6 protein-coding genes are annotated in these 16,547 nt (G+C 65.2%); all 6 read right to left on the bottom strand.

Annotated features, from left to right (window positions below; translation table 11 throughout):
- Position 1: 1 nt before the first annotated feature.
- The 6 genes from pglZ to brxC all read right to left on the bottom strand — a co-directional run bounded on the left by pglZ (position 2) and on the right by brxC (position 16,539).
- Positions 2 to 2,881, bottom strand: a complete 2,880-nt coding sequence (gene pglZ, locus CKO27_RS06085; RefSeq protein ID WP_200373984.1) for a BREX-6 system phosphatase PglZ — start codon at positions 2,879 to 2,881, stop codon at positions 2 to 4.
- Positions 2,878 to 4,152 (bottom strand): RNA-binding domain-containing protein, encoded by a 1,275-nt coding sequence (locus CKO27_RS06080; protein WP_200373983.1) that lies wholly within the window; start codon positions 4,150 to 4,152, stop codon positions 2,878 to 2,880. Before CKO27_RS06080 ends, pglZ begins: the two co-directional genes overlap by 4 nt.
- 6 nt (positions 4,153 to 4,158) lie before the next feature.
- A complete protein-coding gene (locus tag CKO27_RS06075; RefSeq protein ID WP_242470764.1) occupies positions 4,159 to 6,795 on the bottom strand; it encodes a TrlF family AAA-like ATPase in 2,637 nt (878 codons plus the stop codon).
- A complete protein-coding gene (gene pglX / locus CKO27_RS06070; protein WP_200373982.1) occupies positions 6,792 to 11,315 on the bottom strand; it encodes a BREX-6 system adenine-specific DNA-methyltransferase PglX in 4,524 nt (1,507 codons plus the stop codon). The genes CKO27_RS06075 and pglX overlap by 4 nt, the downstream gene beginning before the upstream one ends.
- 10 nt (positions 11,316 to 11,325) lie before the next feature.
- Positions 11,326 to 12,786 (bottom strand): ATP-binding protein, encoded by a 1,461-nt coding sequence (locus tag CKO27_RS06065; protein WP_242470763.1) that lies wholly within the window; start codon positions 12,784 to 12,786, stop codon positions 11,326 to 11,328.
- Positions 12,787 to 12,918: 132 nt separating this feature from the next.
- Positions 12,919 to 16,539: a BREX system P-loop protein BrxC gene (brxC, locus tag CKO27_RS06060; RefSeq protein ID WP_200373981.1), complete on the bottom strand. Its 3,621-nt coding sequence runs from the start codon at positions 16,537 to 16,539 to the stop codon at positions 12,919 to 12,921.
- Positions 16,540 to 16,547 lie beyond the last annotated feature (8 nt).

The raw sequence follows: 16,547 nt of genomic DNA, 5'->3' as shown, positions 1-16,547 counted from the left end.
TTCACTCCCGGACATAGCGCTTCACCCCCCCGATCATGTCGATACGAACAGTGAACGGCGCCTTTTCCACGAAGGTTTCAAAATCCAACGCAAACCGTCGCAGACCGCGCGGCCCGCCGAGCATCGACGCGGCCTCGCTCTCGGTCACCGCCCCATGCTCGGCCAGGTGCGAGAAGAACTGGCGGACACCGTCCTCCGCGAGCTGTTCGAGCCAGCCCACGGTCGGCGTGGGAATGACGGCCGCCCCCTCCCCGGCCGGCGCGATCGGCGCGCCCACGGCCGTCACGGCAAAGCGGGGCTCGAGCACGGCGGCCATCACCTCGGCCAGCGCCCCAGGATGATAAAGCTCGATCAACACCCGCGCGTCAGCGGGTCCGGACAGGCGGAAGAACAGCTCGAATGGCTGACCGACCGTCGCCCACACCACCCCGCCCAAGAGGCGTGCCGGACCCCGCGTCTGGCACAGCTCGACCCGCACGTCCGCGACCTCCGGCACGCGCAGGGCCAACTCGACCTCTCGCGGACTGCCGAAGTCGAGTTCGCACTGGGCGACGATCTCGACTTTCAAGGCCAGACAATGCATCCCAGCCACACCCTCGCGCGCCTCGCCCGACACGGCATAGCGTTGCGTGCGTCCTCCGGCGGCGGCTCGATGCACCAGGGTCAGGACCGGGATGACGCGCTCCTGGAGACTGTTTCCGCCATGCGCGAAGCTCATGCGGTGACGCCCAATGTCGAACAGTGCCGTGGTTTCCGGAAACATCAGGTGCCCTGGCGCGTCCAGATAGCCCAGATCCGCCAGCGCTACCCGCGCCTCGCCGGGATGATCGGCCGCGACAGGAGAAAAGACGTGCCGGCGTCCTGGATCGATGCGACGGCCATGGGCCTGAACCGCGCCGGCCCTTGGATCGAGCAGCAGGAACCCATGATCCGCGGTCAGGATGAAACGTCGCACCCCGGCGTCGCGCAGCAGACGCCAGGCCGCGCGCAGTTTCTGCATCAGATGATCGAAGACCGCCGGACCCACGCCCTTTTCGCCGGCCTCATCGATCTCCTGACTGTGCACGACCACCAAGCGGGCCTGCGCGACCGCGCGTTTGAGCGAAACCGTATCGCGGGTCACGACCTCATCGAGGGACATCCAGGGACAGGTTCCACCCCCGACGCGAGCGTGCATGGCCCGTTGACGTGTCTCGGGATCCGAGACGCGAAACTCGCCGCAGGCAAATCCCAACACCCGACCGCCACCCTCACGGCTCGACAGCGCGGGCGCAAGCTCGCCATTGATCGCCACCGGGGCGAGCACGTTCATGCCCACTTCGGTACAGGTCGGCAGCTCAGCCAGGCGCGCCTTGAGCGTCACCGTGGTCGCGGGCGTATCGATGAGCTGGCGATACAACTCCTCGGCCATCTCGTAACGGAAGGCATCGACGACAAAGTACGCCGTCGTCCCAGACTCGCGAGTCAGGGGTTTGACCACGTCGTCGAACAGGGTGCGCTGCCGGGACGCCGCTTCCGGCAGGAACCCATGGGTGCGACAGCGCCTGTTGAACGCGCGCGCCCAGGTGTCGGCCCAGGCGCGCCAGTGGCCGCGCATCTCATCGAGACAGGTACGCAACACCTCGAATTCGGGGAGCTGCGGATAGAGGAGCGCGACGCGACGCTGCTCCAGATGACGGTGCGTCCGATCGACCGCCGCCCCGCGCTCGGTATAGGCGGCGACCGCCGCCGCGAGCTCGCCCTCCGCGCCCAGGTCGCCAGCCCACTCGATCGTCTGACCGAGCCGGGCGGCGGCTTGAACCAGTTGCCAAGCCGATTGACGCGCGGGGTCGTCGCGCAGCCAAAAGGAAGATCCCTTGGCCTTGGACCCGACGCGCGCTTCCGCCCAGTCCGCGGCGCGCGCCCAATCCGCGGCCTGCAAAGCCGCCAGTGCGGCCTTCAGCACCCGCTCTTCCTCGAAACGGAAGGTGTCGATTCGACCGAGATCCTCGGCCTTCGCCGCCTCGACCTCCTCGGTCAGCAAGGCTTCGGTCTCGTCGGCGGTGCGCTGATAGAAGCTGGGATGGCGCTCGCGCAGATGCGCGGCGATGGCGTGGCAGCGGTCGACCAGACCGCGCGGCAGATCGCTCGCCCCCGCCAGCACCATACTGACCGGCGCCCGCCCGAGGTCATGGACATACTCGACGCACAGCACCCAGCCAGCAACGGCGAAGGCCATGTCCCCGGCCGTCAGCGAGACCGCGGGCAAGGTCGTTTCACGCCAGGTCGCCGGCAGGCCGGTCCAGACCCGCCAATGGGTCCAGAGCGCTGCTTCGGCATCGGGACGACCGAAATGCCCGGCTATGAAGCCGGTCCCGAGCAGATCGTCGAACACCGCCGTCGGCGCCATCGCGCGGAGCGCCGCGACAAACTCACCCGCGTCTTCGTCGAGCAGCGCCGCGAGCCAGAGATCCGCGCCCGCGAGCGTCATGACCGGCTGCGTCTTGAAGGCCGCGATCTGGTCGGGGCGCACCTGTCCGGTCGCGGCCTCGGTGATCAGGGTATCGAGCGCCTTGCGATAGCGGGTGCCGGCGACATAGAACTCATAGAGCGGTGTCTCGCGCACCGATTCCTCGGTCAAACCGGGCAGATGCAGCAACAGCGGAACCCGCTCCGCGCCTTCGGCGACGCCCTCCAGCGCCAGCATCAGGGCCAGGTAACTGCCCCGGTAGGCACGGACCTCATAGGGCAGTCCGCCCGCCTCATGCAAGGCCGCGAGTCGGTCGACGAAGGCCGAGTAATGATCGTCCAGATCGAGCCAGACGACGATGCCGTGGCGACGCACCCAGGTGCGCACCTCGGCCTCCAACGCACTTGAAACAGGACCGAGATCCATCGTCATGACGGGCCTTTGGCAAGCGGCGTGTCCGGTCGCGCCGGAGACACGGGCTCATACATCCGCACGAGCAGATAATCTTCCGTCGCATCGAAGTCTGGCGGCCTGCCGTTGTGTCGGGTCAGGAGCGGAACGATCTTGGTCCGCACGCCCATCCCCCGCGCGTCGACATAACCATAGTCCCGCAAGACATCGACGATCAGCGGATTGCGCGGTGAGCGCTGACCCGCGAGCATCTTTTCAACCGTCATGGAGTTCTGCAACGCTCCTGGACTCTTGACGTCCAGCCGATCGCGATAGCGAACCACCTCGACATCCTCGACGCGCGTCCAGTCCCGGTGCGCGAAGGCATTCACGATCGCCTCGCGGAGCGCCTCGGGCGGATAGCGCCACTGCCGGTCCCGGCGCACACCATCGGCGATCTCGGAAGACTCGTCGCTCACGAAGGGCTGCATACGCTCCAGTAGCCGCTCCATGAGTCCGCCACGCTCTAACTCGCGCGATCCTTTCCTGTCCCTCCACAACCCCACCAGAGCCTCATCGAGAACCGCATCATCGGCCGCCGCATACTCCATCGTCTCCGCATCGAAAGCCATCCAGCGCACGCCCGCCTGTCGCAGGGCACGCCGTGGCCGGCGCCCGAACAGGACGATTCCGGCGATGGTGCCGATGGGCGCCCCGCCCTGGCCTTCCGTCATGAAACCCATGCCGCGGAGGCGTCGCTCCCAAGCCTCCCGATCCTCGGGAACCGCTGGATCCTGAATGACGTTGTGCAGATAGTCATGCAGCCGCTCCAGGTCGAGATCGTCCAGCCCCGTCCCCGAGACCGGCAGCAATTCGGTATGCAGCATGCCGCCGAGCGCGAACAGCCGCGCCTGCTGTTCGCGTGTCGCCTTGCGCGAGACACTGCCCACGCGCACGTAAACCTCTTCGCTGCCCTTGAACCGAACGACATAGGGTTTAGAGGTCCCCTGAGTCACCGAGACGACCGCGACTCGCACACCCGGCTCGACCCGCACCTCTTCATAGAAGGGCAGGATCATCGGATGCACGTATTGACCGAACACCGTGTCCATCAGCCATTCTTCGAGATTCGGGCGCTGGATGCCGCTCAGCGCGCCATCATCCTCGACGCCGAGCAGCAGCCGTCCTCCCTGAAAGTTCGCCAGCGCCACGATCTCCCTGGCGACCTGCTCGGGGCGGACATCGTCACGTTTGAATTCGACACCGGAGTTTTCTCCGTTGGCGATCAGTTCCAGCAATTCGCTCTTGGTCATGGTCGGTCAGTAGCCATATTTTGCCTGGCGCTGGATGAAGGCCGCCTTCCCGCCTTCGAGTATGCGGGCCGCCTGGTCACGGATCTCGGGGACATCGATCGAGCCCTGTGACGCGTCTCCCAGCAATCCATGGTCTTCGGTCGCGGTGAAGACACCGATCCATTCCGCGTCGCCGAATACCGGAATGTTCGCGTTGTGGGTCGCGAAAATGAATTGTCGATGGGTCTTGGCGTCGCGCAATTCCCGCACGATCCGCTCCGCGATGAAGGCATTGTCCAGATTGTCTTCCGGCTGATCCATGATCAATGGATCCGGGTTCTCCAGCAGCAGCAGGTGAAGAATCGTCGTGCATTGCTGACCGGTCGAAAGCTCATGGAGCGAACGATACAGTTCCCCATCATGCGAGACGTTGAGCTGAAGATCGATCTGATCCTCGAGGTCGATCACCTCCAGCCCCAGGAGCTGTGTGTGACTCAACCGGGCAAGCTTCTCGACCATTCCAGAGGTCATCCCCCAGCCCAAACCGCGCAGCACCTCCTCACCCTGCCGAATCGCCTCGACCAGGGTCGGGATGCTCGGATCCTCGACCTCCTCGATCCAACCCGCGCGCTTGTCGTTGATCCCCGGTAGTGCGCACAACCAGGTCTTCAGCGCCGCCCGATTTCCTCCTGGGATGACCTGGATGCGCAGCTTGCCCCGCAAACGCCTGTTCAGCCGCTTGGCCGCGGTTTGCAGGGCCTGAGTGCGCAGGGTACGCAGATCGGACAATTCCCCGAGGAGATTGCGCCGCTCCTGCTCCAGTGATTCGGTCAACTTCCGCGCGGCATCCAGACCCGTTTTCCGAGGCTGAATCTGCTCGATCTCGCGCAACAAGGACTGATAGGCGCGTCCGACCTCCGCGCCGCCGCGTCCAGCGACATCCGGAAGCTTGGCGAATTCGGCCTCCAGCGCCTGTGAGGCGATGTCGAGCGCGGTCGCGAGATCCTGACCCAGGGTGCTCAGACCAGCGCGGGCCGTCGCGGCGGCGGCACGCAACTCGTCGAGGCTTTTGCTCGCCGAGACCTTCAGCGCGTCGAGAATCTCCCGGCCGCCGCCGAGCAGTGCGGCATGCGGCAGTCCAGTCAGTGCCTTGTCGCTCAGGAAGGCCGGGTCTGGTAAGGAATCCGCCAGAATCCGCGCGGCATCCTCGATTCGCTGCACCTCTTCATCCATGCGTGGCTTGAGCTGGCGCTCCTTTTCCAACAGCGGGACCTGCTTGAGCTGTTCGTCGATTCCCAACGCCTTGAACTGTGCCGCCTGCTCCGTGAGCTTGGGCAATCGCTCGATGATCTGCTCCAGATCGTCCTGATTGGACCAGGCCCGCTCCAGGCTCACGGCATTCTCCGTGAGGCGCTTCCTGACATGGACAAGCCGCGGCGCCTGTTTCGCCTCCGGCGGAAGGAAGCGCTCCAGGATCCTGGTGAGTGCGGATGCCTCTCGCGCCAGCTCATGGATCTCGTTCTGACCGTAGATCTCGATACTGGGGAAGAGATCGCGACCCGGATGGAGATTGGACACATTGCCGGCGGCGTCGAGGACGCGCGGCGGCTCACCGTAGCGGCGGACGACCCGGTAGCGCTGGCCCTGATTGGCGGCCGAGATCACCTCCAGTTCCACCCGGCCCGCTCCACCGAGATTCGCCTTGAGGATCTGCTCACCCAGCCGTCTGGCCTCGATGCCCTTGTAGTCGACATCCAGGGCATAGCGCACACACTCCAGCAGCGTGGACTTGCCAGTGCCCCGCCCGCCGATCGCGGTATTCAGGTGGTCGGAGAAGTCAACGGTCACCTGCTCGAAATAGCCGCCGGCGATCGTCAGTCGCTTGATCCGTCCATAGTGACTCTCGGCCATCTGGTGATGGAGCCGCACCCGCGAGCCTGGATCCATGAATGCCGTGAGGAAGGACGCGAAGGTTGGGCGGGTCATCTTGATGTAGCAGGATGCCGAGGGATCCAGCAGATCCTCCGGTCGCGCCACGTCTTTCGCATTGATGATGGCCAGCTCGGTTTCGCGTTGATAGTCGGGATTCTGGTTCCTAACGATCGGCTTGTATTCGCAGGGAAGATCTTCGATTGGGCCGGGAATCTGTGCCGCTCTTAAACGAGCCGACTTCCAGAGGTGATTCGCCTTCTGCTTGAGCAATCCGCTGTCATGCGTGACATGCGCCGCATAGCAAAAACCATCGCATTCTTCCTCCACGATCCGAAGCAGCTCCTCACCGCCCAGCTTCGAGGGTCTCACACCGTCCTCCGGATCGGTCAGCCGGAGGACTCCGAGATAGCGATTGAGCTGCTCCGTGGTCGTGCGCTCATCGAATAGACAAACCCAATGCACCTTTTCGGTCGTCGCGATCTCGAAGCCAGGAAACACCAGGATGCCGTGTGGCGAGAGGAAATTCCGGATGCTGTCCACATCGGACACGCTGCCATGATCGGCGATGCCGACGACCTCGATGTCCGCCTCCTGACAGGCCCGCAGCAACGCCTTCAAATAATCGTCGCCGTTCAGACCCTGATCCTGCCCCCGATAAGCACGGCTATAGCCCTCTGGATTGACCTGCAGGGCGCATTTCCAGAATCGGGCGTGGTTGTAGGACGTGCTCATGGCGCGACCTCCTCCTCTTCCGCCTCGTCTTCACCCAGATCGCTGGCCGCTGAGTCGTCCTGACCCTGATCGTCGATGGATTGCAGGAAACCGCCCCGTCGCGCGAGATCGGCGAGGAACGCCCAGCGCTCCTGGACCAGCCCGGGATTGGCGGCCTCGAACTCGGCGCGGGCGGTCGGCTCGTCGGGCGCGTTCAGGCGGAAATCGGCCTCCTGTTTTTCGGCAAGACGCAGTTCCATCGCCCACACCCGCGCGGGCCGCGCGGTCCAGAGGCCCGGCTCAAGAATGGGAAACTCGGGAATCGGTCGACGTTTGCCGCCGCTTCGCATGCGCCGCTCGGCTTCCCGCTCGATCGCGGCCAGTGCCGGCTCCGGGCAGTCGCGCAAGAACTCGGCGCGAGCGGTCGGCTCGTCCGGGGCGCGCAGACGGAAGTGGGCCTCCTGTCTGCCGGACAGGCGCAATTCCATCGCCCAGATTGGCGCGGGCCGCGCGGACCAAAGGCCCGATTCGAGAATGGTCAGCTCCGGCACCGCCTTGCGCTTATCACCGCGCCCCATGCGCCGCTCGGCCTCCTTCTCGACGATCAGGAGGGCGTCCTCGGGATGCTCGCGCAGGAAGGCGGTGCGGTGCGGGGCGTCGCCTGGATCCTCCAGATCCTGGCCGCCAGGTCGGTAGGGCGACTCTTCAATCCGGAAATCGGGGGCGATCTCGTCCTGAAGACGCAGTTCCCAGGCCCAGGCGCGCGCCGGGTGGTAGCGCCAGAAACAGCCGTGGGCGACGCCGAGCGAGGGATCGGTCCGGCACTTGCGGTCGACCCGCTCGGGCCAGTAGCGCATGGCCAGATGCGACCAGTCGTAGTCCTTCTTGTCCCGCGCCGTCGCCAGTTCCTTCCACCATTTTTTCGGATCCTTCCATTGGGGATCGAGCAGCGGCCAGAGGGCGGCCGCGTTGATCATGACCCCATCGTCCAGGTCGGGGTCGTAGCGGGCGTCGCGCTCGCGCGCCGGGCACTTGGCGTCGGTCGGCGGTGGCCCACGGTCGGCGCACTGTTCGACCGCCGCGATGAAGTCGGCCAGTTCGTCCCTGGCCTTGAGCGAGCTGGCGAGCTGGCGTTCGGCGGTGCGCGCGGCCTTGGGGTCCGCGCCATCGCGGGCGGCGCGCAGATCGGCGAGCGCCCCGTCGAACCGGGTGAGGGTCGGATAGAGATGGTCGGCGAGCAGCAGACGCAGCGTCCGCTCGGTGAAGCGGTGGATATTGACCCAGGCGACGAAGACGCGGTTGGCCGAGGACAGCGGCCAGTGGATCGGACGGTTCTCGTACATCGGGCGGTGCACGTCCTTGAAACAATCGAGTGCCAGCCACTCGCGCAGCGACCTGCGCCGGGTGCCAATGGCGGTGCCGTGGCTCTCCCAGGCTGCGTGCAGCGGGGCGGCGGCGGGATGGCCCAGACTGTCGCGCCGATCCTCGCCGTCGAGTGTGCCGTCGAGGAAACAGAGGCCATCGGGCAGCGCGTGCGCAAGGTCGGCGGTCAACGGGTCGAGGATGCCCTCCCCGCCCAGATCCGAACCGCCACCGAAGCGCCCGAGCACGACCCCGAGCGCGAAGCTCAGATGATCGGTCGGCGGCTCGGGGTCGGATTCTGGTTCATAGGGCGGTAGCGGCGCGCCCTCGGGACGGTCGACGGCGAGCTGTGCCCAGTCTTGGGCATGACGCCAGGGCGAGGGGCCGGGGTGTTTGAACTCGACCGAGGGCTCGCGGTGGGATTCGTGCTCGGTGAAGGCGTGTTCGATGGTCGCGAAGATCGTATCGGCGTTGGCGATGGGGAAGAGTGGGAGGCGGTTTACATCTCCTACCGTAAAATCGATTGTCGGATTTAGCGACTGCATATCGGCTCGAAATTCCGACGAATTGAGCACGCACAAAACAGTCTCAAAATCCTGAGGAAACAACGAACGTCCCTTATCGCCAAAAATCCCCAAGTATCTGTGAAGGCGCGCACCAAATGCCGATCCGGCAGTGTTAATCGCGATCCCACGCTTAAAGAACAAATGCTCGTTCTGTGGTCGCGCCGCTTGCTTTCCGTTGATTTCGGCAATCTTGATATCAAGACCATTCTGAAACCAGCGAATCAGAAAACTAAGAGGTTCGATCCATTGCCGTCCTTCCGCTCCCTTGGTGTAAGCCGCCCATCCACCATTTGTCTGCGTAGCTTTAGTGAGTAATTCCCAAGGTTTTCGTAGAAATCTTGTGTCATTGGCTGTTTGCAGACCTGCTTTTGCAGGACAGATGTCGGCTATTTTCGGAAGTTTCGAATACTTCGAGAGCTTACCGATCGACCACCAATACACCAGTGACCACTCTGGCACGACCTGTAAAGCCGATGGATCGAAGTCATGCCGCCCAACTTGACAAAGTGTTGCAGCGCGCTTGCGTGATGTTCGCTGGCCATCACGCGAACTGTCATCCCGCGGCGTCGGACAGATCGCCACGCTCTCGCCGCAAGGCGGCCCCTTGCGAAAGATGCTCGCGGCGACACTGACGACTTCATCCGGCACGTCCTCGAACGCGCCTCGGTCGAAATCTCCCAACGCCCGCAGATCGAACCGCTCCAGCAGATGCGCCCGCAACCCCGCGTACTGCTTGATGAACATCCAGTTGCGCATGGTGAGCATGGCCGACACCCCGCCCTCGCGCGTCAGCTCCAGCCCGCGCAGCAGAAAGGCGGCATAGAGGTCCGCCTTGCCGAGCGGATAGTGGCGCTCGACCCAGCGCGCGTCGGCCAGCTTGGCGGTGCCCTGATAGGGCGGATTGGCCACCACCAGATCGTAGCTCCCCGCCTCCAGCATCCGCATGAAGCGCACCCCGGCGGCCAGTTGTTCGCCACGTAGACGCAGGCCCAGATCGTCGCCGTTGGTGTGTTGGGCCAGGAAGCGCTCCAGCCGCTCGTGCAGGGTCGCCCGCGCCTCCTCCCGATCCATCGGCGCTCGCCGCGATGGCTCGAATCCCGCGAAGAGATCGCCCTGCGCCGGAAGCCGCTGGCCCAGCGCCGCGTCGTGCCGATCCAGCGCCTCCTCGACCGCGCGATCGACCCGTAACAGGCTGCCCCAATGGTCAGCGCCGCGCAGCGCCTGGACCAGGGTATCGGTGAGCGCGGCGGGGAATCCGATCGCGCGCTCGACCTCGCGGCGCAGCTCCAGCAGCGCCGGATCGTCGTCGGGCAGACTCGCCAGACGCAGATTGGAGGCGACCAGGTTGAGCCGCTCGATCCGGACTCCAGGCGCGAGCCGGCACGCCTTGAGCCAAAGCGCGGCGGCGGCGATCTGCACCGCGCGCGGATCGAGATCGATGCCGTGCAGATTGTGGGCAAGGATGTGCTCAAGGATGGCGCGGTCGGCCCAGTCGGGATGCTCGGTCAGGCCCCGGTGCCCGGCCTCTTCCCGATAAAGTGCAAACAGCAGGTCGAGCGCGCCGACCAGGAAGTGACCGGAACCGACCGCCGGATCCAGAAGACGAAGATCACGGAGACTCGCGGGCGCTCGCTCGATGGCGTCCTCGGGGATCGGCTGAGAGACATAATAAGCCCAGCGCCGCTCGGTCTCGGTGTGCAGCGGCATCAGCTCGGTGAGCGCGACCTCGCCGGACTCGCGCTTGGCTCGCCACGCGACGCGACGCTCCTCCAGACGCGCCAGGGTGCCATCGGACGCGACTTCGGGCGTCCAGCCGTTCTTGTGACAGATGGCCAGCCAGAGTGCGCCCAGGCTGTTCTGCAACAGCCAGTCGACCATATAACGCTCGGTGAACATCTGGGTCTTGCTGGCGATCTCGTGCGCCGCCAGCTTGCCGCCGCCGTGCAGCTTGGCGTCGAGCGCCTCGCGCTCGGGGTCATTCCAGTATTGGTAGACCCAGCCGAGCGTCATGTCATCGCGCCAACAGGGGGCCAACTCCGGCCGGTCCAGCGCCTCCACCACCTGGCGCAGCGTGGCGGCCGGCACCGGGATCAGGTCCGCCACGCCCGCCGGTCCATAGAGACCGGGCAGCTCGGTGGCCAGATCCTCGAAGATCAACCGCAGCAGAAAGGCATAACCCTCGGTGTCGTCGCCACGCGCCAGGGCTGGGGCGAGCTGGCGGAAATCCAGGTAAGCCCGGCTCTCCCAACCGCCGGTGAGCACGGCCGGGGCGCGCAGCGGTTTCTCGTGCGCGGAGCCATCCGGACCGGGCGCCTCCAGCAGGCGCAGCATCACCAGCCGATTGAGCAGGGTATAGGCGGCCTGCTTCTCGGCCTCGCGCCGGAAGTCCTCGACGCCGCGCGCGGACTTGCCGTCCGGCTGGGCGCGCCGCTGCTCGGCGATCCAGTCCTCCAGACGACGACGGCGCGCCCGCGCCGCCTCGTCGAGTCCGGCATCCTGGACACGGATGGCGAGGCGATACGCGGTCTCGGTCGCGGCGTGCAGATCCGCGAGCAGACGCTCGCGCAAGGCGCGGATGGTCGTCGAGAGTGCGGTCTTGGCGGCTGGGGTCATGGGTCTGGTGTCAAAGTCCTTGGGCCAGGTCGGTCAGGTCTTGAGGCGTCAGACCCGCCTGTTGAATCTGGGTACGCCGTTCGGCGTCGATCGACGGCGCGATGCCAAACTGCTCGATGCGCCAATCCCGATAGCCGCGATGGGCATGCAGAAACCGATCGACATGCCCCCGCAGCGTCACGGCCTCACGCACAAGACGCTCAGGATTGCGCTTGCAGGAGCCAAAGCGGATGACTCGCTCTTGCTCATTGATCGCCACCAGATCGATCTCGGTATCGCGCCTGTCCCAATAGCCATCGATGCGCTGGGTCAGCCCGAAATCTCCCAACCCGAGACGGCTGCGCTCCTCGTAAAGCTGGGCAACAAGGCGCTCCAGCGCATGTCCTTCCAGATCGGCCAGGCGCTCATCGGCTTGCTGGACAAGCAGGGCCTCGGGCCGGAAGTTGATCGCGGAGACTGGATTGTGCAAGGCCGCGAGCCAGCTCCGGAGAAAGTTGTCGCGCAGATAATAGCGACCGCGCCGCGCATCGGACTTGGCCAGGACAGGAAGCCGCCGTTCCAGCATCTGATAGCGATCGATGAGGATCTTGAGATAGCCGCCCGCCTGCTCCGCGGTGGATGGACTCACCTCACGGACGTAGGCCTGGATATCGTTGTGCGAGCATCCTGGGTGCCGTGCGACGTACTTCAGGACCACGTCATAGCGTCCTCGGAGCTCGCTGAGAAACCAGTTCTCGGCCTCCGTCCTGAGCGGAGAAGAGGAGCGAAAGAACATTTGAGTCAGAAGCGTCGCGCGATTCGCCGACAGGACATCCTGCTCGAAGGCATCGCGGTAGAATTTGGGCACACCCTCGAAGAGGTTCCAGAGAAACAGCCATCGCGCTGGATCGCGATCGGCATGGGTGTCGAGGATCTTGAGGATCGAGCTGGTATCGAGGTGCTTCAGCTCAAGCTGATCTGTCGTGCGGTTGTACAGTGGCGCATCCCGATCATCCAGCAAGGCCACCAGCTCGGCGTGAATGGACCCCAGTACGATCAATCCGCCCGGCACCTTGTCCGCTCGCGCGGACAGTGCATCGACCCTCGCCTGAAGGTGCGAGGTAAACTCAAACAGATGCTTGCGGCTGAAATATTGAAACTCGTCCAGGGCGACGACATAGCCGCTTTCGACAAGACGCTCCACCGTTCGGGCAAGGGCCAGCAGGCTGTCTGGGCGAGGAAAGCGGTCCTCGGGCAGCTCGAAGGTCTCCATCGCGTCATGGGCAGCGGACAACACCCCCGCAGGCGCCGAGTCGGGAATCTGAACGTAGAAGATCCGCCTTTGGCCCGCGGTCGCCAGAGCGCGTTGCACGAGCGTGGTCTTGCCGATGCGCCGCCTCCCAGTGATGCGCGCGAAGAACCAGCGCCCTCGCCGCAGCATCGCGTCCAGATCGGCAAGCTCGCGCGATCGACCATAAAAACCCCAACTCATGCCATGGCCATTAACTTAAAAAGTTTTTTCTTATGCGATAAAATAACACAGGCAATTGAATCATAAAATATTTTTAAGCGCACATGCCATGAGTCCTGGACAAATGGATGCCATCCAGAGACGGCCCGCCCTCTACAGCAACCGCACCCGCGCCCCCGCGCGCAATGGCTCCAGGAGCTGCGCCCGGATCTCGTTGACCAGGGCCTCGACCTCGGCCTCGCTGGTCAGCTCGCGGTTGCGCAGCCGCAGGTCGACACGCTTGATCAGCGGCTGGACGCCTTCGCTCAGGATCTCGTCGAGGGTGTCGTCCGCCTCCTCTTCCGCCCGTTGCAACACCAGGAGGAAGGGATCCTGAAGCTGGCTCAAGGTCGGCGCCACGGCCTCGGCCGTGGTGTCGGTAACAGCGCGCGCCAGCGGTCGCAGGACGCGGTGCGACTGGTCGGCGGTGAGGGTGCTGAAGCCGTTGCGCGATCGGATCCGCGCGCGGGCCTGCTCGGCCTGCTGTTCCTGCCATTGCAGCAGGCGCTGACGCTCATCGTGATAGGCGGCCCGAATCGTCGCCAGATCGGGTTCCAGCGCGGCGATGTCGCGCCAGGGGCGCTCGGCGGCGAGCTGATCGTCCAGGCGCGCCATGGCGGACTTGAGATCCGGGGTCAGTTTGCCGACCTCGGTCAGTTGCGAGGCCAGGAAGGTCCGCGCCTGATGCAGGGCCTCAACGGCTTCGATCGCCTCCGAGGTCAGCTCGGCGGCGACCATCCGTAACTGCTGGACCCCGTCGCGCAGGACATCCAGATGCTTCTTGACTAACTTGACCGTCGGCTTGGTCTGGCGGCAGATGCTCGCGCATTGCTCCAGCGCTTCGCCGAGCCGGTGCAACAGCTCAGGATCCCGGCGTCCGCCGGGCAATCGGTCGAGGCTCGTCAGAACCGCCCGCTGCTGCTGGGCCAGCGTCGGGAAGTACTGGGCGACGGCATCGGCGATGGCGTGATCCTCGCGATCCATCGCATGCTGAAGGCGTTCCTCGAAGAACTTGCAGATCCTGGCCCGGGCCTGGAAGCCGATGTCGTCATCGCCGGCCGGGAAGACGGTGGCGCGGCGAAAGGCGCGGTCCTTGTCGAGGAGATCGCGCACTCCGGCGTCGCGGATGGCGGTGATCTCGCTACCGCCCTCGGGCTGGATCCTGACCTTGCCGGCGCGCAGCAGGCCAGCCACGCAGGCCTTGACGACGTTGGCGGTATAGCCGTAGGGCGGTCCACCAAACTGGGCGAGCAGAGAGGCGCCGGCCAGACCGCCCTCGGTCTCGATCCGCTCCTGGATGCGTCGCGGTACGACGCCAGAGCAGGCGGGGACGTAGCGCCCGGCGTCAAGCTCCAGGATGCCCAGTTCACCGGAGAGAAACTTAGGCGAGGGACCGGCCAGCTCGGCGGCGATCAGAGGCGTCAGTTCGGCGGGCAATACCTGGGTGGCGATGAAATGCGGATAGAGGTCGGGCAGGATCAGGGTCGCCGCGCCGTGCAGGGCGGTGGCAAAGCGGCCGCCCTGATCCCTGGGCGCCAGCGCGCGCCCGCGAAAGTAGAGACGCCCCGCCATCCAGGCCTCCGCGATGGCCTCGCGCACCCGTCCCTCAATGTCCTCGCCGCGATTTTCCTCCTGCTGCAACAGCAGTTTGCGCGCGGCATTCAAGGATTCCCGGCGTGGCTTGTACTTGCTGACCATGGCGCGTGAGCGGTGCAGCTCGCGCGCCAGTTGCTCGACCGTCTCGCTGTCGCCGGCGATCCAGATCAGCCGATCGGTGAGGGCGGATTCAGCACTGCGCCGGACCCAGACGCTCTCGGCTCTCTCCTCATTGGCAAGAAAGCGGCAGTCGATCCGCACGGCGGCCTCGTCGCGGGGATCGAGGAGGATCAGGTCATCGGCGCGTCGACCATCGGAGAAGACGGCCGCCCAGGGAAAGGACCGCCCCTGCAGACGGGGGCGGTCCGGCTCGGACAGTAAATATTTGAGTCCATCCTGCACGATCGCGTTGAGTGTCTCGCGGGCCACGCCGAGATCGCGCCGCTCGCGCTCCCACTCCTCCCCGGCCGAGGACTGGAGTTTGTAGCCCTGCTTCTCCGAGTAGCCGAGCAGGTTGCGCCGGCGCAATTCTTCCAGGGCCTCGGTCACCGCCGCGAGCTGGTTGCCACGGTCGAGACGGTCGTAGAGACACTGGGCGACGAGCCGGGCGTCGGTAGGCGCTGTCTCCTGAATCAATTCGAGCAGGGCGACGGCCTTGGCGGCGCGCACCAGCGGCACTTCAGCGTCGTCGGTGCATTGGCCGAGGATGCGGGCCATGGAAGCCTGGATGTCGGAATCCAGCGCGGTGTGTTGCACCGCATAGATCTGATCGAGCGTGACCAGTGCGCCGACCGGCTGGTCGGCCAGCCGCTGATCACGAAATAACTCACCCAAGAGTTGCAGCAGCCCGCGAATAGCCTGGTCGTCGCCCTGTGCGCGGGCCGAGCGGGTGCGAAGCGCCGTGGTGAGCTGGAGAATGAGGTCGATCTGCGCTGGGAGCAGTGGGTAGAACTCGACGAACTCCTCCACGCCGAGCGTCTCGCAACCGTAAGCGAAGAGCTTGAGATCGGGGCGATGCCGCTCGAAGAGGTCGCGCAACTGGGCCTCGACCTCGGGCTTCTTATGCAGCAGACGCTTATGCACGACGTCACGGATGTTGGTCGCCGCGAGATGCACCCGCAACTTGGGCGGAAAGCGGTCCTTGGCCCAGACCAGGAAGGAATCGTCGGCCTCCTCGTCGAGCTTCTGCTGTCCGAGCGCCATCAGCCAAGCCTGGCCCTTGAGCGTCGCGCCCAGCGCCGTGGCGAAGGCGCGCAGGCGATCGACCCGATCCTTGCTCGACAGCACGTACTGCGAGACTTCATCGATCACGAGAAAAAGGGTCGCGCCGGGACGTCGGAAGTGGAGCATGTCACGGATCGCCGCCACCGCCTCCTCGGGAGATTCGGCGCGCTGATGGGTGCCGCCGCGGCTGGTGAACCAGCTCATGGGGTCGGTGTAGCGCTCGGGATAGAGGACCGAAAGGACGAGCGAGAAGTCCTCCTCGGCCAGGGCCTTGTCCTTGACCGCGGACCAGGGCTGGCCCAGCACCTCCAGGGCGGTGCGCTCGAAGCGCGCCCACTCGCCATCGCGTTCAAGCCCCAGCTCGAAGTCGGCGACCAACGCCTCGGTGGCACAGTAGCCGAGCCGCTTCTGGACCTGGCGCACGGCGGCGGCGTGGATGTGCTCGTTATCGCGCGCCGTGCCGCCAATGTCGAAAACCACGGCGATGGGGTCGATCCGCTGCCGCAGCGCCTGCCAGGCCGCGCGCAGCTCGGCGGCCTTGGGCGAGGTGTCTCGGCGCAGCCAGGCTTCGGCGAGCGAGGCGCCGTCGGGCAACGCCACGCCGTCGAGCGAGAACCCGAAAATCTTGGCGAAGCTTGATTTACCCGATCCGTAAAAGCCGGCGTTCCAGATATTGGGTAGATCGGGTCCGCCCGGCTTATCCAACTCGGCGACGATGTTGGTCAGCAGGCGGACGTATTGCTCGTGGATGCCATCGGGGACGCGCCGATGATTGGGGTGATCCTCGGGCCAGCCACCGGTGATGATGTACTCCGAGACCTCGGCGGCGAGCTTCTCGGGGCTCTGTTCGTGGAAATAGACGACGGGCGGGATGTCGCGGGTGACGTCCGAGACAAAGAGATCGCGAATGTTCATCCTGATCC

The organism is Thiocystis violacea (genome assembly GCF_016583575.1).
In the GTDB taxonomy this organism is placed as follows: Bacteria; Pseudomonadota; Gammaproteobacteria; order Chromatiales; family Chromatiaceae; genus Thiocystis; species Thiocystis violacea.
The sequence above is the reverse complement of the archived record's forward strand: the minus strand, read 5'-3'. Positions and strand labels throughout refer to the sequence as shown.

Excerpts from the sequence above, each read along its gene's own strand:
- pglZ (WP_200373984.1), bottom strand. The coding sequence starts at position 2,881 with ATGACGATGGATCTCGGTCCTGTTTCAAGTGCGTTGGAGGCCGAGGTG.
- CKO27_RS06080 (WP_200373983.1), bottom strand. The coding sequence starts at position 4,152 with ATGACCAAGAGCGAATTGCTGGAACTGATCGCCAACGGAGAAAACTCC.
- CKO27_RS06075 (WP_242470764.1), bottom strand. The coding sequence starts at position 6,795 with ATGAGCACGTCCTACAACCACGCCCGATTCTGGAAATGCGCCCTGCAG.
- pglX (WP_200373982.1), bottom strand. The coding sequence starts at position 11,315 with ATGACCCCAGCCGCCAAGACCGCACTCTCGACGACCATCCGCGCCTTG.
- CKO27_RS06065 (WP_242470763.1), bottom strand. The coding sequence starts at position 12,786 with ATGAGTTGGGGTTTTTATGGTCGATCGCGCGAGCTTGCCGATCTGGAC.
- brxC (WP_200373981.1), bottom strand. The coding sequence starts at position 16,539 with ATGAACATTCGCGATCTCTTTGTCTCGGACGTCACCCGCGACATCCCG.